The sequence below is a fragment of the Streptosporangium sp. NPDC006007 genome, assembly GCF_040614315.1.
Taxonomy (GTDB): Bacteria; Actinomycetota; Actinomycetes; order Streptosporangiales; family Streptosporangiaceae; genus Streptosporangium.
Map to the genome: position 1 here is coordinate 1 of NZ_JBEXUG010000005.1, position 16,477 is coordinate 16,477.

Sequence of the window (16,477 nt, forward strand, 5' to 3'; positions counted from 1 at the left end):
ATCGACCGGACCACCTACAAAGCCACCATCAGCATCGATATGCTCATGAACAGCCCTTGACACCTACGGCCCTGCCCTAACTGAACGGCGTTGGTCCTAGAGGTCGCCGGGGTCGCAGGCGACGCCGTCCCCGTCCCGGTCGACATACCACTTGTACTGCTTGTGAATCTCCTTGAAATACGGGCCGTAGCCGTTCTTGACCGCGGTCGCGCAGTCCGGGTATCTCCGCTCACCGCCGTCGCCGCGTGCCGTGGAGGTGGCGGCCGGCTGGGACGCCCCGCGGGTGGTGTCCGTCGCCGGGGTACCCGTGACGGGTGTGACCGCGGGCGGGGTCAGCGCGCCGGTCGGCTCCGTACCTCCCGGGGTGCTGGGCTGTGTGCTCGGAGAAGTCCCGGAACCCGCCGTGCCGGCGGCGCCGAGCAGCCGGGCGACCATCGCGTCCGCCTGCTCCCTGGTGAAGGAGCCCGCGATGCTCAGACTGTCCTCGGTGATCACCTGGGCGACCCTGGGGGCCGCCACCACCTTCTCCCCCACCACGATCGCGATCTGTTGCCGGACCGCCTCCTGGGTGAGGTCGTTGATCTGGTCGCGGAACGCGGGCGCGAACGCGATCCTGACCGAGTAGGCGCCGTTCTGCTCCCGGACCGCCTCGATCTTCCGTACGGCGTTCACGCTGACCCCGGCGGCGAGCGTGTAGCAGGTCTGCCCCGGGTCGTCGGGCAGGGCGTCGGGAGCCGTGCAGGGACCGGCCTGACTGCCCGTCACCGGGGCGAAGTGGATGGGGACCGCCAGGCGCCGGGGAGGCGCGGCCCCGAGCGGCATGTCGGGGTCGCGGGTCATGAGCACCGCGAGCGTGCCGAGCACACCGGCGGTCAGCACGACGACGATCAGTGCGACGATCAGGAGGATCGTGGTGACCCGGCTCGCCCGGGGGTGCCCCGCCCCGCCGGGTGGGACACCGGGGCCGCCGGGGAGGCCGGGCGGAGGCCCCGGCGGAGATCCGGGGGAGGGGCCGGACGGAGGCTCGGACGGAGACCCGGCCGGAGGTCCCGGCGAAGGTTTCGGCGCCCGCCGGGAACGACTGTGGCGGCCACCCCGAGGTCTCTGCGGCACGGGTGAGTCACCCGGCCCCGCGTGCATCCCCATCGTCATGTCCCCGTATTTCTCACATCGGCTCGCGGCGAGCCTATCGATCACTCAAAGGACCCGGTAACCGGAAAGTCAAGCTGGGTTCGAAAACATGACAATCTCCAGTGGTCGGCAGACTGTCAGCAATGGCTGTCGATTCCTTCCATCTTGTGGATAGTGGTCCCTCCCCTGGGAACGCACAGTGAAGGTGACAGAGGCGCGAACCCTGGAGAAGCCGTGAAGATCGCAGTTCCCCGCGAGGTCAAGAACCACGAGTACCGCGTGGCTCTCACCCCCGCCGGAGCACATGAGTTCGTCCGGCACGGCCATCAGGTCTTCGTCGAAACGGACGCGGGTGCCGGATCGTCGATCCCCGACTCCGACTTCCAGGGCGTGGGCGCCGTCATCCTGGAGTCGGCGGACGACGTGTGGGCCGAGGGCGATCTGGTGCTGAAGGTGAAGGAGCCGGTCGCCGAGGAGTACCACCGGATGCGCAAGGGACAGGTGCTCTTCACCTACCTGCACCTGGCGGCGTCGGAGGCGTGCACCCGCGCCATGCTCGAAGCGGGCGTCACCGGCATCGCCTACGAGACCGTGCAGACCGCGAACGGCTCCCTGCCGCTGCTGGCCCCGATGTCGGAGGTCGCCGGGCGGCTCGCCCCGCAGGTGGGCGCCTACCATCTGATGCGGTCCGGGGGTGGGCGCGGCGTGCTCATGGGCGGGGTGTCGGGCGTGCACGCGGCCAACGTGGTCGTGATCGGCGCCGGGGTGTCGGGGATGAACGCCGCGGTCATCGCGCTCGGCATGCAGGCCGAGGTGGTGCTGCTGGACAAGAACATCGACCGGCTCCGTCAGGCCGACACCATCTATCAGGGGCACTGTCAGACGGTCGCCTCGAACAGCTACGAGGTGGAGCGCGCGGTCCTGGCCGCGGACCTGGTCATCGGCGCGATCCTGGTGCCCGGCGCCAAGGCGCCCAAACTGGTCGGCAACGATCTGGTGTCGCGGATGAGGCCCGGATCGGTCCTGGTAGACATCTCCATCGACCAGGGCGGCTGCTTCGAGGACTCCCGTCCGACCACCCACGCCAAGCCGACCTACCGCGTACACGACTCGATCTTCTACTGCGTGGCCAACATGCCGGGCGCGGTCCCGCACACCTCGACGTACGCGCTGACCAACGTGACCCTGCCCTACGCGATGGCCGTCGCCGGCCTGGGCTGGCGCGAGGCGCTGCGCGGCGACCCCGCGCTGGCCCTCGGCCTGAACACGCACGAGGGCCACCTGACCAACCTGCCGGTGGCCCAGGCCCACGGCCTGGAGGCCGTGCCCCTGGCGCGGGTGCTCAGCTGACCGAGGTGCCCGGCGGGGCGCCGGCGGGGCGGCCCGGGACGCCGGCGGGTCAGGAGGACGGCGTGGTGCCGGGCGACGAGGTCGGCACGGGGGCCTTGGACGGGTCGTGCGGGGACGGGCTGGTCGTCGGGGCCACCGTCGGGATCGGGGCCTCGGCGGTGGTGGTGCCCACGCCGCTGCTGCACGACGCGCCGAACTCGGGCGTCTCGGCGCTGTTGTTCCGGTACTTGGCGATGTACTTGGGCAGCCGGGGGTCGTCCGCGCTCTCCAGACTGAGCTGCTTGTTCCAGGAGCTGACCACGATCTTGGCGGGCAGCCCGGGGTACGGGCTCAGCAGCATGTAGTCCTTGGCGGCCATCTCCTTGAGCTTGGCCACCTGGTCCTTGGGCAGGTCCGGGCGGTAGGTGATCCACGCGGCACCGTGCTCCATCGAGTGGACGGCGTTCTCGCTGTTGACCGGCTGGTCGTAGATCCCGCAGTTCTGCCAGGCCGGGTTGTGCTCACCGCCCATCGGCGGGTTCTCCTTGTAGGCCACCTTGGTCTGGACGTGCACGCCGCCCGGGTACTTGGCGCTGACGACGCCGTCCAGCGAGGTCGTCGCCCGCTCGTTGACCAGGTAGAAGCCGACCAGACCGACGAGCAGGACGATGACGAGACCGCCACCGCCCCACATCAGAAACGCGGCCCGGCGCTCCTTGCGCCTGTGCTCCTCACGCATCCGGGCGAGACTCTCCCGCCTCGCCTGCGCTTTTTCCTTCGACATCGACCCTCCAGGCGGCAACCAACTTCGGGTCACACTATGCCCTAACCAGGTATGTGAAGAATAAAGGAATCACAATGCGTGATACAGCGACGATTCGCCATAGTGGGTACTCTGGGCAGGCGATGGAAACCCCCGTTGAAAACACTACGAGGCCCGGAGGGCGCACGGCGCTCGTGGTGCTGTTCGCCTGTCTGGTCACGGCCGCCGTCCTGCTGCTGGTGACCGGGAGAGGCACGGCCCCGACCGACGCCTCGCCGGAGGCGGGGTTCGCCCGCGACATGGCCGTCCACCACGCCCAGGCCGTCGAGATGTCCTTCATCGTCAGGGACGGCAGTGAGGACGTGACACTGCGGCGGCTGGCCTACGACATCATCGTCACCCAGACCGCCCAGCGGGGGATGTTCAGCGGCTGGCTGCAGCAGTGGGGGCTCGACCAGTCCGGCGAGCGGCCGTCGATGGCGTGGATGGCCGGTCACGGCCACGGCGCGTCGGCGTCGGCGTCCGCCGCCATGCCCGGCATGGCCGGCGAGGAGGAGCTCACGAGGCTCCGCGAGGCCACCGGCAAGGAGCAGGAGGTCCTCTTCCTCCAGCTCATGATCCGCCATCACGAGGGCGGCGTGCAGATGAGCCGGGGCCTGCTGAGACTGTCGGACCGCGACGAGGTGGCCGGCACGGCACGGCACATCGTCGACGGCCAGACCGGAGAGATCAAACTGATGACCGAGATGCTGCGGCAGCGCGGTGCCCAGCCGCTGCCCTCCATCCTTTGACGACGTCGGCCCTTTGATGACGTCGGCGCGTCCCTGCGCGGCCGGTTCCCGGCCAGGGCAGCATGGAGCCAACCTGGCCGGAGGAGACAGAACAGCATGGTGAACGACGAACCGGAGAACCGCCTGGAGGTGAGCATCTCCGCCGAGGTGGAATCCGGGCAGTACGCCAACTTCGCTTCGGTGTGGCACACCCAGGATGGTTTCGTCCTGGACTTCGCAGTGATCACCAGACCGCCTCAGCTCGCCAACGACCCCTCGTCAGGGCAGCCCTTCGTCAGCGTGCCGACCCGGATCGTCAGCCGGATCCGCATTCCGCCGAGTCAGGTGTTCGAGCTGATGAAGGCCCTCGAACAGCAGCTCACCGCCTACGAGCACGAGACCGGTCACAAGGGCTGACGGCCCCGCCCGGAGAACCGGCCCGCGAGGTCGCCCACCGGGTCCACGAGGTCCACCGGGTCCGGGGCACACGACGTCCACCGGCCTCTCAGAGCACGCCGATGGCCCGGCGGGCCGCGACCATCAGGTCCGCTGTGCGCTCGACGGCCCCGGCCGCCCCGGCGGCGAGGGTCCGCGCCAGCTCGGCCGGGTCGGCCGACAGCTCCGCGTAGCGTTCCTGGACGGGTCGCAACGTCTCCACCACCGCATCGGCGGTCTCCCGCTTGAGCGCGCCGTACGTCTGGTGGGCGAAGGAGTCGATCGGCCGCCCCGAGCAGGCCGCGAGCAGGGTGAGCAGGTTGGAGACGCCGGGCTTGTCTCGCGGGTCGTGGCGGACCTCGGTGCCGGAGTCGGTCACCGCTCGCATGATCTTGTGGCGAACGTCGGCGGGCGGGTCGAGCAGGTAGATCGTCCCGGCGACCGAGCCGTCGGACTTGCCCATCTTGGCCGTGGGCATGGTCAGGTCCATGACCCGGGCCGCGAGCCGGGGGTGGACGGCCTCGGGCACGGTGAAGGTCTGGCCGTACAGGCGGTTGAACCGCAGGGCCAGGTCCCGGGTCAGCTCGACGTGCTGGCGCTGGTCCTCCCCCACGGGCACCAGGTCCACCCGGTGCAGCAGGATGTCGGCGGCCATCAACGCGGGGTAGGTGAGCAGCGACAGCCGTACCTCCTCCTGACCCGCGGACTTCTCCTTGAACTGGATCATCCGCCGCATCTCCCCGAAATAGGCGGTGCTCTCCAGCAGATAGGCCAGCTCGGTGTGGGCGGGCACCCGTGACTGGATGTAGACCAGCGACCGGTCCAGGCCGCAGGCGAGCAGCAGGGTCGCCGCCTCCAGGGTGCGGGCGCGCAGCCGGTCGGGATCGTGTCTGACGGTCAGGGCGTGCAGGTCGGCCACCGCGTAGACGCAGTCCGCCTCGTCCTGGAGCCGTACGGCGGGCATGATCGCGCCGAGGAGGTTGCCGAGCGTCAGGTGTCCGGTCGGTTTGAACGCGGAGAAGGCCCGCTTGGTCATGGTCGCTCCCTTGGTGGAAGGACCGCCGCGCACCGGGGGCGTGACAACGAGAAACGGCCGCCGGTTCACGGCGGCCGTCTGGTTGCGCAGTCTGGACTGGCTAGCGGGCCCGCCGTTGGGCGGCCCGCCACAGACCCAGACTGTGCGTGTTCATGGCAGGGATCCTATCTCCTCCGCCACCGCGGCGGCAAAGGCGTCCACGTCGGCCTCCGTGGTGTCGAACGCGGTCATCCACCGCACCTCGCCCAGGGCCTCGTTCCAGGTGTAGAAGCGGAAGCGTTTCTGCAGGCGCCGGGTCACCTCGGGTGGCAGGATCGCGAAGACCGCGTTGGCCTGCACCGGGCGCGGCACCTGGACGCCGGGGATCTCCCGTACGGCGCCGGCCAGCCGCCTGGCCATGGCGTTGGCGTTGCGGGCGTTGCGCAGCCACAGGTCGCCCGCGAGCAGCGCCTCGAACTGCACAGAGACGAACCGCATCTTGGAGGCGAGCTGCATCGCGGTCTTGCGCAGGTAACGCAGGCCGCGCACGGCGTCGGGGTTGAGCACCACGACGGCCTCACCGAACATCATCCCGGCCTTGGTGCCGCCGAAGGAGAGCACGTCCACCCCGGCGTCCGTGGTGAACGCGCGCAGCGGCACGTCCAGCGCGGCGGCGGCGTTGGTGATGCGGGCCCCGTCGAGGTGGACGAGCATGCCCAGCCCGTGGGCGTGCTCGGATATGGCCGCGATCTCCTCGGGGGTGTAGAGGGTGCCCAGCTCGGTGGCCTGCGTGATCGAGACGACCTTGGGCTGCGCGCGGTGCTCGTCGCCGAACCCCCACGCCTGGGTGTCGATCAGCTCGGGGGTGAGCCTGCCGTCCGGGGTGGGGACGGTGAGCAGTTTGAGCCCCGCCGACCGTTCCGGCGCCCCGCCCTCGTCGGTGTGGACGTGCGCCGACTCGGCGCAGACCACCGCCTCCCAGTGCGCGGTCATCGCGCGGAGCGCAACCACGTTGGCGCCGGTGCCGTTGAACACCGGCCAGACCTCGGCCGCCGGGCCGAAGTGCCCCTTGAAGATCTTCTGGAGCGCCTCGGTGTAGACGTCGTCGCCGTAGGCGGTCTGGTGTCCCTCGTTGGCGAGGGCGATCGCCTGGAGGATCTCCGGGTGGACCCCGGCGTAGTTGTCGCTGGCGAAGCCCTTCACCCGGGGGTCGTGCCTGCGGATCGCGTCCGTCACCAGCTACCTCCAGCGTGGATGCCCAGTTCTTCAGGGCGGGCAGGAAACGCGGCACGGTCAGGCACGGTGGTCTCCTGGTTTTGTCGGCAGGGCTCGGTAGGTTGATCGGCGTGTCCCGCTTCCGGCTTCGGCCCACCCCCGCCCAGGAGGCGGCGTTGGCCGGGCACTGCGGGCACGCCCGATATGTGTGGAATCTCGCCGTCGAGCAGCACGCGCATTGGAAGCCGGGCCGCAAGGGCGCGCCCGGTTTCGCCGAGCAGTGCCGTCAGCTCACCGAGGCGCGGGCGGAGTTTGGGTGGCTGCGCGGCGGGTCGATCATCGTGCAGCAGCAGGCGCTCAAGGACTTCGCCCAGGCCATGGCGAACTTCTTCGGCGGCACCCACCGCCGCCCGGCCTTCCGCAAACGTGGCCGGGGCGAGGGGTTCCGTATCGTCGCGGTCAAGCCCGGCGATGTGCGCCGCCTGTCGCGCCATGTCGGTGAGGTGAGGGTTCCCAAGGTCGGCTGGGTGCGGTTTCGCTGGTCGCGCGCCGTCGGCGACGGTGTGAGGTCCTACCGGATCACCCGGGACGCGGCCGGGCGTTGGCATGTCGCGTTCGCCGCGATCCCCGATCCGATCCCCGCGCCGGGCACCGGTGAGGTGGTCGGCGTGGACCGGGGGGTGACCGTGTCGGCGGCGTTGTCCACCGGCGAGCTGCTGAACGCGCCCGCCCTGCGCGACGCCGAGCGCAAACGCCTGCTGCGATTGCAGCGCAGGCTCGCCCGCGCCCGGCGGGGCTCCAACCGGCGCGCCAAGGTCAAGGCCGCGATCGCCCGGTTGAAGGCCCGCGAGAGTGACCGGCGCAAGGACTGGGTGGAGAAGACCAGCACCGGTCTGGCCCGCCGTTTCGACGTCATGGCGGTCGAGGACCTGAAGGTCCGCAACATGATCCGCTCCGCACGCGGTACCCTCGCCGCGCCGGGGCGCAACGTCCGGCAGAAGGCCGGGCTGAACCGGGGCATCCTCGCCGCCGGGTGGGGCCGGCTCGTGACCCGGCTGGAACACAAGGCTCCGGGCCGGGTCCGGAAGATCAATCCGCGTTACACGTCGCGGACCTGCAACGCCTGCGGGCACGTCGCCGGGGAGAGCCGCGAGGGCCAAGCCCTCTTCCTCTGCGTGGCCTGCGGGCACCGGGACAACGCCGACGTCAACGCGGCCCGCAACCTCCGGGATACGGCCGCGGGGCACGCGGTCGCTGCGCGGGGAGGCGGGGCGCCTGCCCGGCCGGTGAACCGCGAACCTCAATCCGAACTCCTCATCGCGTAGGGATTCGGGGTGGAATCCCCCACCTTCAGGCGGGGGAGGATGTCAATTCTTCCTCTCAGCGGAGCGGCCGGCGGCTGGTGGCCGGCCGCTGTCGCGCCTCTCGCCCTCAGCGGGTGAGGTCGATCCTGGTGCCGTTGGCGTCGGTGTCCCAGAGGGCGTCGACGGCCTCGGCGACGTCGTCGACGTCGGTGTACCCGGGGAAGCTCCGCTCCGGGTTCGCCTCGCGCATGGCCTGGTTCACCAGTGCCTTGACGACCAGGATGTTCGCCGTGGAGCCGGTGCCCTCCAAGGCGTCGGCGAAGGCCATGGTCCAGGCCTCGGAGGCCGCCTTGGCGGCGCCGTAGGCGGCGTTGCCCTGGGTGGGGCGCTCGGCCGCCTTGGCCGAGACGATGGCGAACCGGCCGCGCCCGCTCGCCTTGAGCAGCGGCTCGAAGGCGAGCGTGACGTGCTGGAGGGTGCGGACCAGCAGGTCGTGCAGCAGGTCCCAGTCCTCCAGCCTGGTCTCGGCGAAGGTCGCCGAGCCGCGCCAGCCGCCCACCAGGTGCACGATGCCGTCCACCTCGCCGTGCTCGGCCTCGATGTCCGCCGCGAGCCGCTTCACGGCGTCGAGGTCGAGCAGGTCGACCGGGAGCGTCCCGGCGGCGCCGGACCTGTCGACGCCGATGACCGTGTGACCCTTGTCCGTGAAGCGTCGTACGACGGCCTGGCCCGCGGGACCGGCCGCGCCGGCAACAAGGATGATCATGCTCGGATCCCCTTCGTGGATTCGACGACATCGCCGAGCTTACGGCGCAGGGCCTCGTAGAACATGCTCAGGGGGAACTCGTCGGGGAGCACCGCGTCCACCACGGTCTTCGGGAAACCCTCGACCGGCAGCGCGTCCACGCCGCGGTGCCAGACCGAGGCCGGATGCGGCTCCACGTAGGCCGCGACGAGCTGGTGCGCGGCCAGCCAGTGAGCGAGCTTGGCGCGGTCGATCCCGTCGCGGTAGAGCTTCTCCACCTCGCCGCGCAGATCCGCGACGCCGTCGGCGAGCCGGGCCCAGTCGACGCTCAGCCGGTTGTCGGTCCAGCGGACGACGTCGTTGCGGTGCAGGTAGGCGAAGAGGAGCTGACCTCCGAGGCCGTCGTAGTTACGGACCCGCTCGCCGGTGATGGGGAAACGGAACAGCCGGTCGAACAGGATGGCGAGCTGGACGTAGCGGGCGTGCGGCACGCCCTCCCGCTCCAGTCGCACGGCCTCACCGAACGCGGTCAGGTCGCAGCGGAGCTCCTCCAGGGAGTACAGCCAGTACGGCATGCGCTGCTTGATCATGAACGGGTCGAACGGCAGGTCGCCGTGGCTGTGGGTGCGGTCGTGGATCAGGTCCCAGAGCACGAAGGTGTCCTGGGCCAGCTCCTGCGACTCGATCAGCCTGGCCGCGTCCGGCGGCAGCGCCAGCTTGAGCGTGATCGCGGCGGCCCTGCTCACCGCGCGGAACCTGGCGGCCTCGCGGTCGCAGAAGATGCCGCCCCAGGTGAAGCGGGCCGGGGTCTCGCGGACGGCGACGGTCTCGGGGAAGAGCACCGCGGAGTTGGTGTCGTAGCCGGAGGTGAAGTCCTCGAAGGCGATCGGCACGAAGAGCGGGTTGTCGTAGCGCCCGCGCTCCAGCTCGGCCAGCCACTCGGGCCAGACGGTGCGGATCCAGACGGCCTCGATATAGCGGAAGGTGGTGCCGTTCTGGGTGTACATCGGGAAGACGACCAGGTGCTCCAGCCCGTCCACCCGCTGGGCGTCGGGGTGGAAGGCGTTGAGGGAGTCCAGGAAGTCGGGCACGCCCAGACCCCGCTCCACCCACCCGCGGAGGTCGGCGACCACCGCGGCGAGGTAGGTCTCGTCGTGGGGGAAGCGGGGGGCGAGCCGTACCACGTGGTCGGCGATCTCGGCGATCAGCCCGGCCGCCCGGTCGCGGTCGCCCTCGATGGAGCCGTCCTTGGCCTGGAGTGGCTTGAGCGCCTCGACGACCTCCTTGAGCTCCCGGAAGGCGGCCCGGGCCTCCGGCTCCCTCGTCGCCGCGGGGACGGGGACGCGGGCGACCCAGGTGACGAGGTTGCCCCAGAGCGCGGCGTGGTCGTAGTCGCCGATCGAGTCGTCGCCGAACAGGTCGGAGTCGGCGACGACCACGACCCTGCCCTCGCCGTGCCGTACGGCCAGCGCCAGCGGCGCCCCCGCCGGGTCGGCGGTGGGGGACGTCGAGAACAGCACGGTCGCGTGCTCGGGACCGGTCAGGGCGCCGGCCCGGTAGAAGCACGCCCGGCGGGCCCCGGCCAGCAGGTCGTGCTCCGCGGGGCGGCCGGGGACGCCCAGCACCCAGGCGGCCACGCCGTTGTGGGCGTTGCGCGGGTCCTGGACGGTGGTGTGCTCGACGCCGACACCGAACCGGGCGAGCAGTTCCTCCAGGTTGCTGCCGTACTTCTCCTGCTCGCATTCGGCCAGGACGACCAGCCCGCCGCCGCCGCTCACGTAGTCCTCGATCGCGTCGAGCTCCTCGACGGGGAGGACGGGGCTGCCCAGTCCGATGGTACGTTCCCAGCGCTCCGCGGAGGGGTGCGCGATGACGAAGACGTCCTGCGCGCTCAGCAGGGCCGGGGTGACCGGTCCCTCGGTGTGCGCGGCCACGGTGTGGCCCAGGCGGCGGAGCAGCTGCGCGGCGCGGGCGTAGCTGCTGTCGTCCGGGTGGCCCGGATTCATCGTTTCGGCCATGTCCCTGCGGATGGTCCACGACTCGTTGTGTGCCTCGTCGAACAGCACCCGCGGGAAAGCACGCACGGTAAATCCTCCCTCAAATGAGATCTTATGACGGAAAATATACACAGTATGTCCAGGTATTGACACATCCCTTACGGTCCACCCCGGCAGCAGGTCGAGGATCTTCCCGGGCCGGAACCACGGGCGAGGGTCACTCAGGGGGCCGGTCCAGCCAACCGATAACGGTGTTTACGGACTCGATGCCAAGCCGTTCACCTGCGGACGGTTGACCACTTACCGCGACTTCCAGCTATGGGAACGTCTCACCTCATAGCCTGACGGCATGGACATCGCGGGACTGACCATCGCCGTGATCAGTGCCGTGGCGGGCATCGCGGGCGCCTATTTCGCCTGGGTGCCGGTCCGCGATCGGCTCTCCAGGAGACGTATGGCCCACACCCCGGCGCCACCGGACCCGGCGGCGCCTCCCGCGACGACCGGCTACGACGTGTTCATCTCCTACGCCCACGAGGACGGCGACCTGGTGAGGGACCTGGCCGAACGGCTCAGGCGACGGGGACTGAACATCGCCCTGGACGAGGTGGCGCTCACCCCGGGCATGCCCCTGGTCCACGGCGTGGAGGAGGCCATCAGGAACTCGTCGCACGGCATGCTCGTCTTCAGCCCCGCCTCGATGGCCAGCGGCTGGGTGCGGAACGAGTACTACCTGCTGATGCAGAGATCCTTCGAGACCGGCCGGCTCTTCATCCCGGTCCTCGTCAAGGACGTGGACCTGCCGGAGTTCGCCAGGACCCGCTTCTACAGCGATCTACGCGACGTCTCGGAGGCAACCTACGATCAGCGCGTCACCAAGCTGGCCGAAGCCCTGCGGAGAACGGCGTGAACCTCCAAACAGGGGGAATTCACCGTGAAGGGCCGGGCGACCCGAGACGGAGGGTCAGGTGACGGTAGGTCCGACCGCGCGGAACACGATGACCGAGGAGCCCTTGACCGTGTCGACCTGGAAGGCGTAACAGCCGGGCGCCTTCAGCCGGACATAACCGGGGCGATCTCGCCAACCCTCCGCCGAAGGATCCGGGAGCATGACGATCTCGCTGTCCAGTGGTTGACCCTCCGTACCGTCGAACCCCACGGGGTCGTCGCCGTCCAGTCGCCGCCCCCTGATCACAGCGGGACCCGCCAGGTCGGGAACGGCGGTCCACAGCACTTTCCGCCCGCCCCACCCGCTGTCTTCAAACAGGGTTCCCCGATCCTCACCGTCGTACCGCAGGGTGGAACCCATCACCGGGCGCACCGGCCCCTCCCCCAGCAGATCCCCGACCAATGGCGTGGGACGCGTCACGACCTTGGTGACCGGGCACGCGGCGCCACGCGCGACCTCGGGACCTGCCAGTGGCCGCTTCAGTAGATCGGCGACTGCGGAATCCACCGAAATCGGCGGCCTGAAATCGCCGGACGTGCACCCGGCGACCACCACGGCGGCGATAACCACCACAGCCGTCACCTTCAGCGCCTTTTTCATCTCACCATCCACATAAAAGCGACCAATAGTCAGCTAGTCGACTTTATCGGCCCTTCAGACTTAAAGGGGGACTCTTCTCTCTTTCATCACAGAAGGCGACCAATGACCAGCGAGCGCCACCAACGGTAGCCGTAGGCGGCATCGTCATCGCTCGCGTTGTAGCACATCTGTACGCTCGCATTCGCCCTACGCGACGGAGTGTGATCCCCTGCATCTGGATTAGTCACAGTGACGGTGTGCGGTCCAGACGTCCCGCCCACCTTGACAGCGAATTCGGATTCGGACAGCGGGATAGATGGATCAGTCGGCGTGTCAGCGATTTCGCCCCCGGGGTCGATGGGGACGGGCCCTCCCCGATCGGACCAGGGGTGAGGGATGAGATCATTGGGGCTCACCGCGAAGACAGGGGGTTGCGTTATGCCACCCAGCAATGCCGCGGTGACCGCTGACAGCGCGAGAGCCGACCCGATAGTACGCTTCGCACTTCCCCCTACAGAGACTGTTGACCCGACATACATGTTCTCTCAACACGTTAAACGGAAGCGGGGATTTAGGTCGAGACAACTCCCTCTTTAAGGGCCAGTTTCATAATCAACAACTTCCCGACGTGGTGAGCTGATTCCAGCCCGATCGCCCAATTGCGAAAGGGGCCGTCCCACGGGAAGGGGTACGGCATGAACATCGAGGTCCTGGCCGCTTCCGATGGGAGGCCGTTATAGACGTCGGACTCGCCCCACAACTTGAGGGCGGCCCACATCTGTGGTGTCATCCGCCGGCTGGAGGCCGCCGAAGCGAACAGGCCCCCGCGAGGTTGCCGGGGGCCTGCCGTACTCCGGTTGTGGTGGGGCTAGTGCGGTGACCATGAACGTTCACCGGGTCGGCTGATCACGCGGCTCGGGTCTTGGGGCGTCCCCATCGGCGTTGTTTCTCGCTTCGGACCCGGGCGCGTTCTCGTCGTTGTGCGGCCAGCACGTCGGGATGGCGGGCGTTGGCGTTGCGCCAGCGCAGGTAAGACTGGAGCTTGCGGGCCAGCACGGTGTGGTTGGGATGGTCAGAGCCGCCCATCACGAAGCTGCGCAAGGGGCCGAACTGTGCCTCAATCGGGTTGGCCCAGGAAGCGCTGGTCGGGGTGAGACACCGTTCGACCTTGTTCCTGGCGGCCCAGGCGCGGATCGCGGGAGTCTTGTTGGCCGACAGGTTGTCCATGATCACGTAGATCGGGGCGCCGTCCGGACGGGCGGCCCGAATCGACTTCAGCGCGGCCAGGCTGTGATCTGCGCCCTTGCGCCGCCGGGCGATGCCCCACAGCCGGTCATCGCCCAGGCTGTAGCAACCGTGGAAGTAGCGGATGCCATGCGTGCGTGAATAGGTCGCCGGCAGACGATCCGGCCTGCCCTCTTGTGCCCAGCCGCTGCCGTGGCAGGGCCGGATCGACAGTGGCCCGAACTGGTCGAAGGCGAAACACCGCATCGGGAATCGGCTGGTGACCTCCTCGATCCGGTCCAGTTTGGCCTCCCGGGCCGGATCGGTGGACTCCTTCCAGGTGCGGGTCCTTTGAAAGGAGATCTTGCGTGCGCGCAGGAGTTGCCGCAGCCGTTCCCGACCGATCCTGATGATGCGCTCCGGGTTGCCGGCCAGGTAGGCGGCCGGCTTGCGGATACTCCAGTGGGTGAACGGACGCCCCAGTTTCTCTGGGCGCGTCAGGGCCGTCTGAGTGATGAACTCCACGTCATCGATGCTGATCAGGCGGGGACGGCCACCCGCCCATTTAGGGTCCAGCGCCTCCAGCCCCCGGGCGTTGAAGGCGTGGATGACATCACGGACGGTGTCTTCATCGGCGGCGACCAGCTGCGCGATCGCCGGAGCCGTGGTTCCGCTGGCGGACGCCATGATGATCAACGCTCTGCGTATCCGGATCGAGCCGTGTTTGCCTCGCCGTACCAGGCGTTGCAGCAGCTGGCCTTCGGCGTCGGTTAATCGCCGTGCTCTGACGGGTTCAGCCATGCACTCCTCCAGCTGTCGGTGCCGATTGGGCCGGTACCGACAGTGGGGCAGGTCATCAAACGACGCAAGCCGTACGGCATGCCAGGACCCGGCGAACCTATGTGGTCACCGCACTAGACGGTGTCGTCGGTGCGGACCCAGCGGGTGAACGCGGCCCACTCACCCGGCGTGAACACCAACGCCGGACCCGCCTGATCCTTACTGTCCCGAACCCCAACCCGCCCACCCGACAACCACGCGACCTCCACACAGTTGCCGCCGTTACCACCTGAGAACGGGGACTTGACCCATACGGCCTCACTCAGTTCCCGATCCATCGACCCCTCATCTCCCTGATCAGCTCCAGCGACACTCGCTGAGGAAGTGCCTTAGCTCGGATCGCCTCGTATTTGATCGTGATGTCCGCCACATCGTCGGGTCGGTCGGTGACCTGGCCCCGGCCAGCCGACTCCATGTAAACAGTATTGGCGAGCCCCCGAGCCTGCGCAATGACGAAGCCTCCCAGCAAACCGACGGTGCTGCCTGCCCCGAAAGGCAGCACCTGGATGGTGATGCACGGGAGACACCCGGCCTCAACGAGGTGGTCCAGTTGCCTAGCCATGATCGTTTCATCACCGATCCGACCGCTGAGCACGCCTTCGTCGATGACGACCCACAGCATGGGCGGATTCTCCCGCTCCAGGATGCGCTGTCGTTCCAGCCGGGCAGCCACATCCATCTCCGTTCTCTCCATCGAGGCACGAGGCTCCCCGCTGAAAAGCACTCGCGCGTAGTCCGGCGTCTGGAGCAACCCCGGGACGAGGAGTGGCTCCCAGGTGCGTAGGTGGTCGGCGGCCTGCTCGATGTCGGCCCAGGGGCGGAACCACGCGGGCAACTGTGCCGAGACGTTGTCCATCATCTCCTTGATGCGGATGAGCGCCCCGTCCACTCCCAGCGCCTTGTCGCACCTCCTGACGAAGTCGTCGGCCGGACGCCTGCGGCCGGTCTCCGCCATGGAGATCGTGCCCAGCGCGAAGCCGGTGCGCCTGGCGAGGGTCTCCTGGGTGAGACCGGCCCCCTGGCGATAGCGGCGAAGCTCATAGCCGAAGAAGGCGATCGGGGACGTGGTGGGGTCGAGTTCCCCGGCGTGTGGCATGGGGGGCACCTCGGTTTCACGGACGGTTTCACCGAAACCGTTAAACAAGAACCGTAATCGTTCCGCTACTGACTGTATCCGAACGATGCGATGCTGCAAAGGCATATCGGGGACCCGACAGTCGGATCAGGTGAACATGAATCCCGTGATTGGCTTTTGGCAGAACGACGTGAACAACGAATCCGAGGTTCTCGGGGAGGCGTACCTGAGACTCGATCCAACATCGGTCTCGAAGGCACGCGACCATGTGCGTGTATGGATCGGCGCAGACCATCCGGCATATGAGAACGTCAGGCTGGCGACTTCGGAGTTGGTGACAAACGCTGTTCTGCACACTCTCCGGAGATGCCCCCACGAGCTGGTGTCGCTCGCGCTCGTCCGGAGGGCGGACCTCCTCTACGTGGAGGTCCTCGACCCGGGTGGCGTCCCCTGGGAGCCACACGCGCCAGAGGCCGTGGGGGACGACGAGGAGTGCGGGCGCGGTCTGGCCATCGTCGACGAGATCTCCCGGCGGCGCTGGGGAGTCCGTGACCACGGGGAGAGGGGCCGCACCGTGTGGTGCGCCCTCGACTGGGCTCCCACCTCGGTGGAGTGGTCATGCGGGTGATCGTGAGCATCAGCCGTGAGGGGGTCAGGGTCGGCGCCCCCGAGCAGAAAGGCGTGCTGTTCGGATTCGACGCCTGGGAGGCGTTCATCCGCCGGGCCGAGAAAGGCTGGTTCGGTCTGTCACCGCCGCCGGGACCGCCGCAATGAAATTCCCCGGAGGGGGGCCTCGACATCAGGACGAACCTTGTCCTGTCGTAATTCCGCGCACCGTCTCGGGGAAGGGCGGATGCGCAGACGGCCGATTCGCTCGACGACTCCCTCGGCAATATTGATCGGCACCCGCAACGAAGCGGCACTCCCCCGCCCGCTACAGAGCTCCGGGCAGCTTCCGGCCAAGGCTCCGCCCGGCTTCGTCGACGAATCGGTCACCACCGTCAGAACGGCGTCACCCCGCCCCCTCACCTCCTGAGAACCGGCCTCCAGGGCCACCGGACGGCCCCTCACATGAAAAAGAGTGCGTACTTGCGTTAAGAACGCAA

At 68.6% G+C, this 16,477-nt stretch carries 17 protein-coding genes; 7 read left to right on the forward strand and 10 right to left on the reverse strand.

Going from position 1 to position 16,477, the window contains the following annotated elements:
• Positions 1 to 96: 96 nt before the first annotated feature.
• Complete coding sequence (locus ABZ194_RS05565; RefSeq protein ID WP_355592667.1) at positions 97 to 879, reverse strand: excalibur calcium-binding domain-containing protein; 783 nt, start codon at positions 877 to 879, stop codon at positions 97 to 99.
• 486 nt (positions 880 to 1,365) lie between these two features.
• Between ABZ194_RS05565 and ald the strand changes: the two genes are divergently transcribed.
• Positions 1,366 to 2,481 carry an alanine dehydrogenase gene (ald, locus tag ABZ194_RS05570; protein ID WP_355592669.1) on the forward strand — a complete coding sequence of 372 codons (1,116 nt, stop codon included), beginning with the start codon at positions 1,366 to 1,368 and terminating at the stop codon, positions 2,479 to 2,481.
• Positions 2,482 to 2,530: 49 nt separating this feature from the next.
• On the opposite strand, the gene ABZ194_RS05575 is transcribed toward ald, so the two are convergent.
• Positions 2,531 to 3,244, reverse strand: a complete 714-nt coding sequence (locus ABZ194_RS05575; RefSeq protein WP_355592671.1) for a DUF3105 domain-containing protein — start codon at positions 3,242 to 3,244, stop codon at positions 2,531 to 2,533.
• Between the two features lie 176 nt (positions 3,245 to 3,420).
• On the opposite strand from ABZ194_RS05575, the gene ABZ194_RS05580 reads away from it, so the two are divergent.
• A complete protein-coding gene (locus ABZ194_RS05580; protein WP_355592673.1) occupies positions 3,421 to 4,014 on the forward strand; it encodes a DUF305 domain-containing protein in 594 nt (197 codons plus the stop codon).
• A gap of 96 nt (positions 4,015 to 4,110) precedes the next feature.
• A complete protein-coding gene (locus ABZ194_RS05585) occupies positions 4,111 to 4,410 on the forward strand; it encodes a DUF3467 domain-containing protein (protein WP_355592675.1) in 300 nt (99 codons plus the stop codon).
• 88 nt (positions 4,411 to 4,498) lie between these two features.
• On the opposite strand, the gene trpS is transcribed toward ABZ194_RS05585, so the two are convergent.
• Positions 4,499 to 5,464 carry a tryptophan--tRNA ligase gene (trpS, locus tag ABZ194_RS05590; protein WP_355592677.1) on the reverse strand — a complete coding sequence of 322 codons (966 nt, stop codon included), beginning with the start codon at positions 5,462 to 5,464 and terminating at the stop codon, positions 4,499 to 4,501.
• A 150-nt stretch (positions 5,465 to 5,614) separates the two neighbouring features.
• A complete protein-coding gene (locus tag ABZ194_RS05595; protein ID WP_355592679.1) occupies positions 5,615 to 6,679 on the reverse strand; it encodes a low specificity L-threonine aldolase in 1,065 nt (354 codons plus the stop codon).
• 110 nt (positions 6,680 to 6,789) lie between these two features.
• On the opposite strand from ABZ194_RS05595, the gene ABZ194_RS05600 reads away from it, so the two are divergent.
• Positions 6,790 to 7,983 carry a transposase gene (locus ABZ194_RS05600; protein WP_355592681.1) on the forward strand — a complete coding sequence of 398 codons (1,194 nt, stop codon included), beginning with the start codon at positions 6,790 to 6,792 and terminating at the stop codon, positions 7,981 to 7,983.
• A 106-nt stretch (positions 7,984 to 8,089) separates the two neighbouring features.
• Here the strand turns inward: ABZ194_RS05600 and ABZ194_RS05605 are convergent, their stop codons facing one another.
• Entirely contained in the window at positions 8,090 to 8,728 is a 639-nt protein-coding gene (locus tag ABZ194_RS05605) for an SDR family NAD(P)-dependent oxidoreductase (RefSeq protein ID WP_355592683.1), read from the reverse strand.
• Positions 8,725 to 10,791: a DUF6421 family protein gene (locus ABZ194_RS05610; RefSeq protein WP_355592686.1), complete on the reverse strand. Its 2,067-nt coding sequence runs from the start codon at positions 10,789 to 10,791 to the stop codon at positions 8,725 to 8,727. Before ABZ194_RS05610 ends, ABZ194_RS05605 begins: the two co-directional genes overlap by 4 nt.
• Positions 10,792 to 11,053: 262 nt before the next feature.
• Here ABZ194_RS05610 and ABZ194_RS05615 point away from each other — a divergent pair, with 262 nt between their 5' ends.
• Positions 11,054 to 11,614: a toll/interleukin-1 receptor domain-containing protein gene (locus ABZ194_RS05615; RefSeq protein WP_355592688.1), complete on the forward strand. Its 561-nt coding sequence runs from the start codon at positions 11,054 to 11,056 to the stop codon at positions 11,612 to 11,614.
• Between the two features lie 54 nt (positions 11,615 to 11,668).
• On the opposite strand, the gene ABZ194_RS05620 is transcribed toward ABZ194_RS05615, so the two are convergent.
• The 4 genes from ABZ194_RS05620 to ABZ194_RS05635 all read right to left on the reverse strand — a co-directional run bounded on the left by ABZ194_RS05620 (position 11,669) and on the right by ABZ194_RS05635 (position 15,392).
• The gene (locus tag ABZ194_RS05620) at positions 11,669 to 12,253 is read right to left on the reverse strand and encodes a hypothetical protein (RefSeq protein ID WP_355592690.1); all 585 of its coding nucleotides are present in this window, start codon (positions 12,251 to 12,253) and stop codon (positions 11,669 to 11,671) included.
• Between the two features lie 885 nt (positions 12,254 to 13,138).
• Entirely contained in the window at positions 13,139 to 14,257 is a 1,119-nt protein-coding gene (locus ABZ194_RS05625) for an IS630 family transposase (protein ID WP_355592692.1), read from the reverse strand.
• Between the two features lie 113 nt (positions 14,258 to 14,370).
• The gene (locus ABZ194_RS05630) at positions 14,371 to 14,574 is read right to left on the reverse strand and encodes a DUF397 domain-containing protein (protein WP_355592694.1); all 204 of its coding nucleotides are present in this window, start codon (positions 14,572 to 14,574) and stop codon (positions 14,371 to 14,373) included.
• On the reverse strand, positions 14,559 to 15,392 hold the full coding sequence (locus tag ABZ194_RS05635) for a helix-turn-helix transcriptional regulator (RefSeq protein ID WP_355592696.1): 834 nt from the start codon (positions 15,390 to 15,392) through the stop codon (positions 14,559 to 14,561). Before ABZ194_RS05635 ends, ABZ194_RS05630 begins: the two co-directional genes overlap by 16 nt.
• 136 nt (positions 15,393 to 15,528) lie before the next feature.
• Between ABZ194_RS05635 and ABZ194_RS05640 the strand changes: the two genes are divergently transcribed.
• Both ABZ194_RS05640 and ABZ194_RS05645 read left to right on the forward strand, forming a co-directional pair.
• Positions 15,529 to 15,999: an ATP-binding protein gene (locus ABZ194_RS05640; RefSeq protein WP_355593137.1), complete on the forward strand. Its 471-nt coding sequence runs from the start codon at positions 15,529 to 15,531 to the stop codon at positions 15,997 to 15,999.
• Positions 15,990 to 16,145 (forward strand): hypothetical protein, encoded by a 156-nt coding sequence (locus ABZ194_RS05645; RefSeq protein WP_355592698.1) that lies wholly within the window; start codon positions 15,990 to 15,992, stop codon positions 16,143 to 16,145. Before ABZ194_RS05640 ends, ABZ194_RS05645 begins: the two co-directional genes overlap by 10 nt.
• Positions 16,146 to 16,477 lie beyond the last annotated feature (332 nt).

Coding starts and splice junctions, on each gene's coding strand:
- ABZ194_RS05640 (WP_355593137.1), top strand. CDS start 15,529: ATGAATCCCGTGATTGGCTTTTGGCAGAACGACGTGAACAACGAATCC.
- ABZ194_RS05630 (WP_355592694.1), bottom strand. CDS start 14,574: ATGGATCGGGAACTGAGTGAGGCCGTATGGGTCAAGTCCCCGTTCTCA.
- ABZ194_RS05575 (WP_355592671.1), bottom strand. CDS start 3,244: ATGTCGAAGGAAAAAGCGCAGGCGAGGCGGGAGAGTCTCGCCCGGATG.
- ABZ194_RS05635 (WP_355592696.1), bottom strand. CDS start 15,392: ATGCCACACGCCGGGGAACTCGACCCCACCACGTCCCCGATCGCCTTC.
- ABZ194_RS05605 (WP_355592683.1), bottom strand. CDS start 8,728: ATGATCATCCTTGTTGCCGGCGCGGCCGGTCCCGCGGGCCAGGCCGTC.
- ABZ194_RS05585 (WP_355592675.1), top strand. CDS start 4,111: ATGGTGAACGACGAACCGGAGAACCGCCTGGAGGTGAGCATCTCCGCC.
- ABZ194_RS05620 (WP_355592690.1), bottom strand. CDS start 12,253: ATGAAAAAGGCGCTGAAGGTGACGGCTGTGGTGGTTATCGCCGCCGTG.
- trpS (WP_355592677.1), bottom strand. CDS start 5,464: ATGACCAAGCGGGCCTTCTCCGCGTTCAAACCGACCGGACACCTGACG.
- ABZ194_RS05625 (WP_355592692.1), bottom strand. CDS start 14,257: ATGGCTGAACCCGTCAGAGCACGGCGATTAACCGACGCCGAAGGCCAG.
- ABZ194_RS05645 (WP_355592698.1), top strand. CDS start 15,990: ATGCGGGTGATCGTGAGCATCAGCCGTGAGGGGGTCAGGGTCGGCGCC.
- ABZ194_RS05615 (WP_355592688.1), top strand. CDS start 11,054: ATGGACATCGCGGGACTGACCATCGCCGTGATCAGTGCCGTGGCGGGC.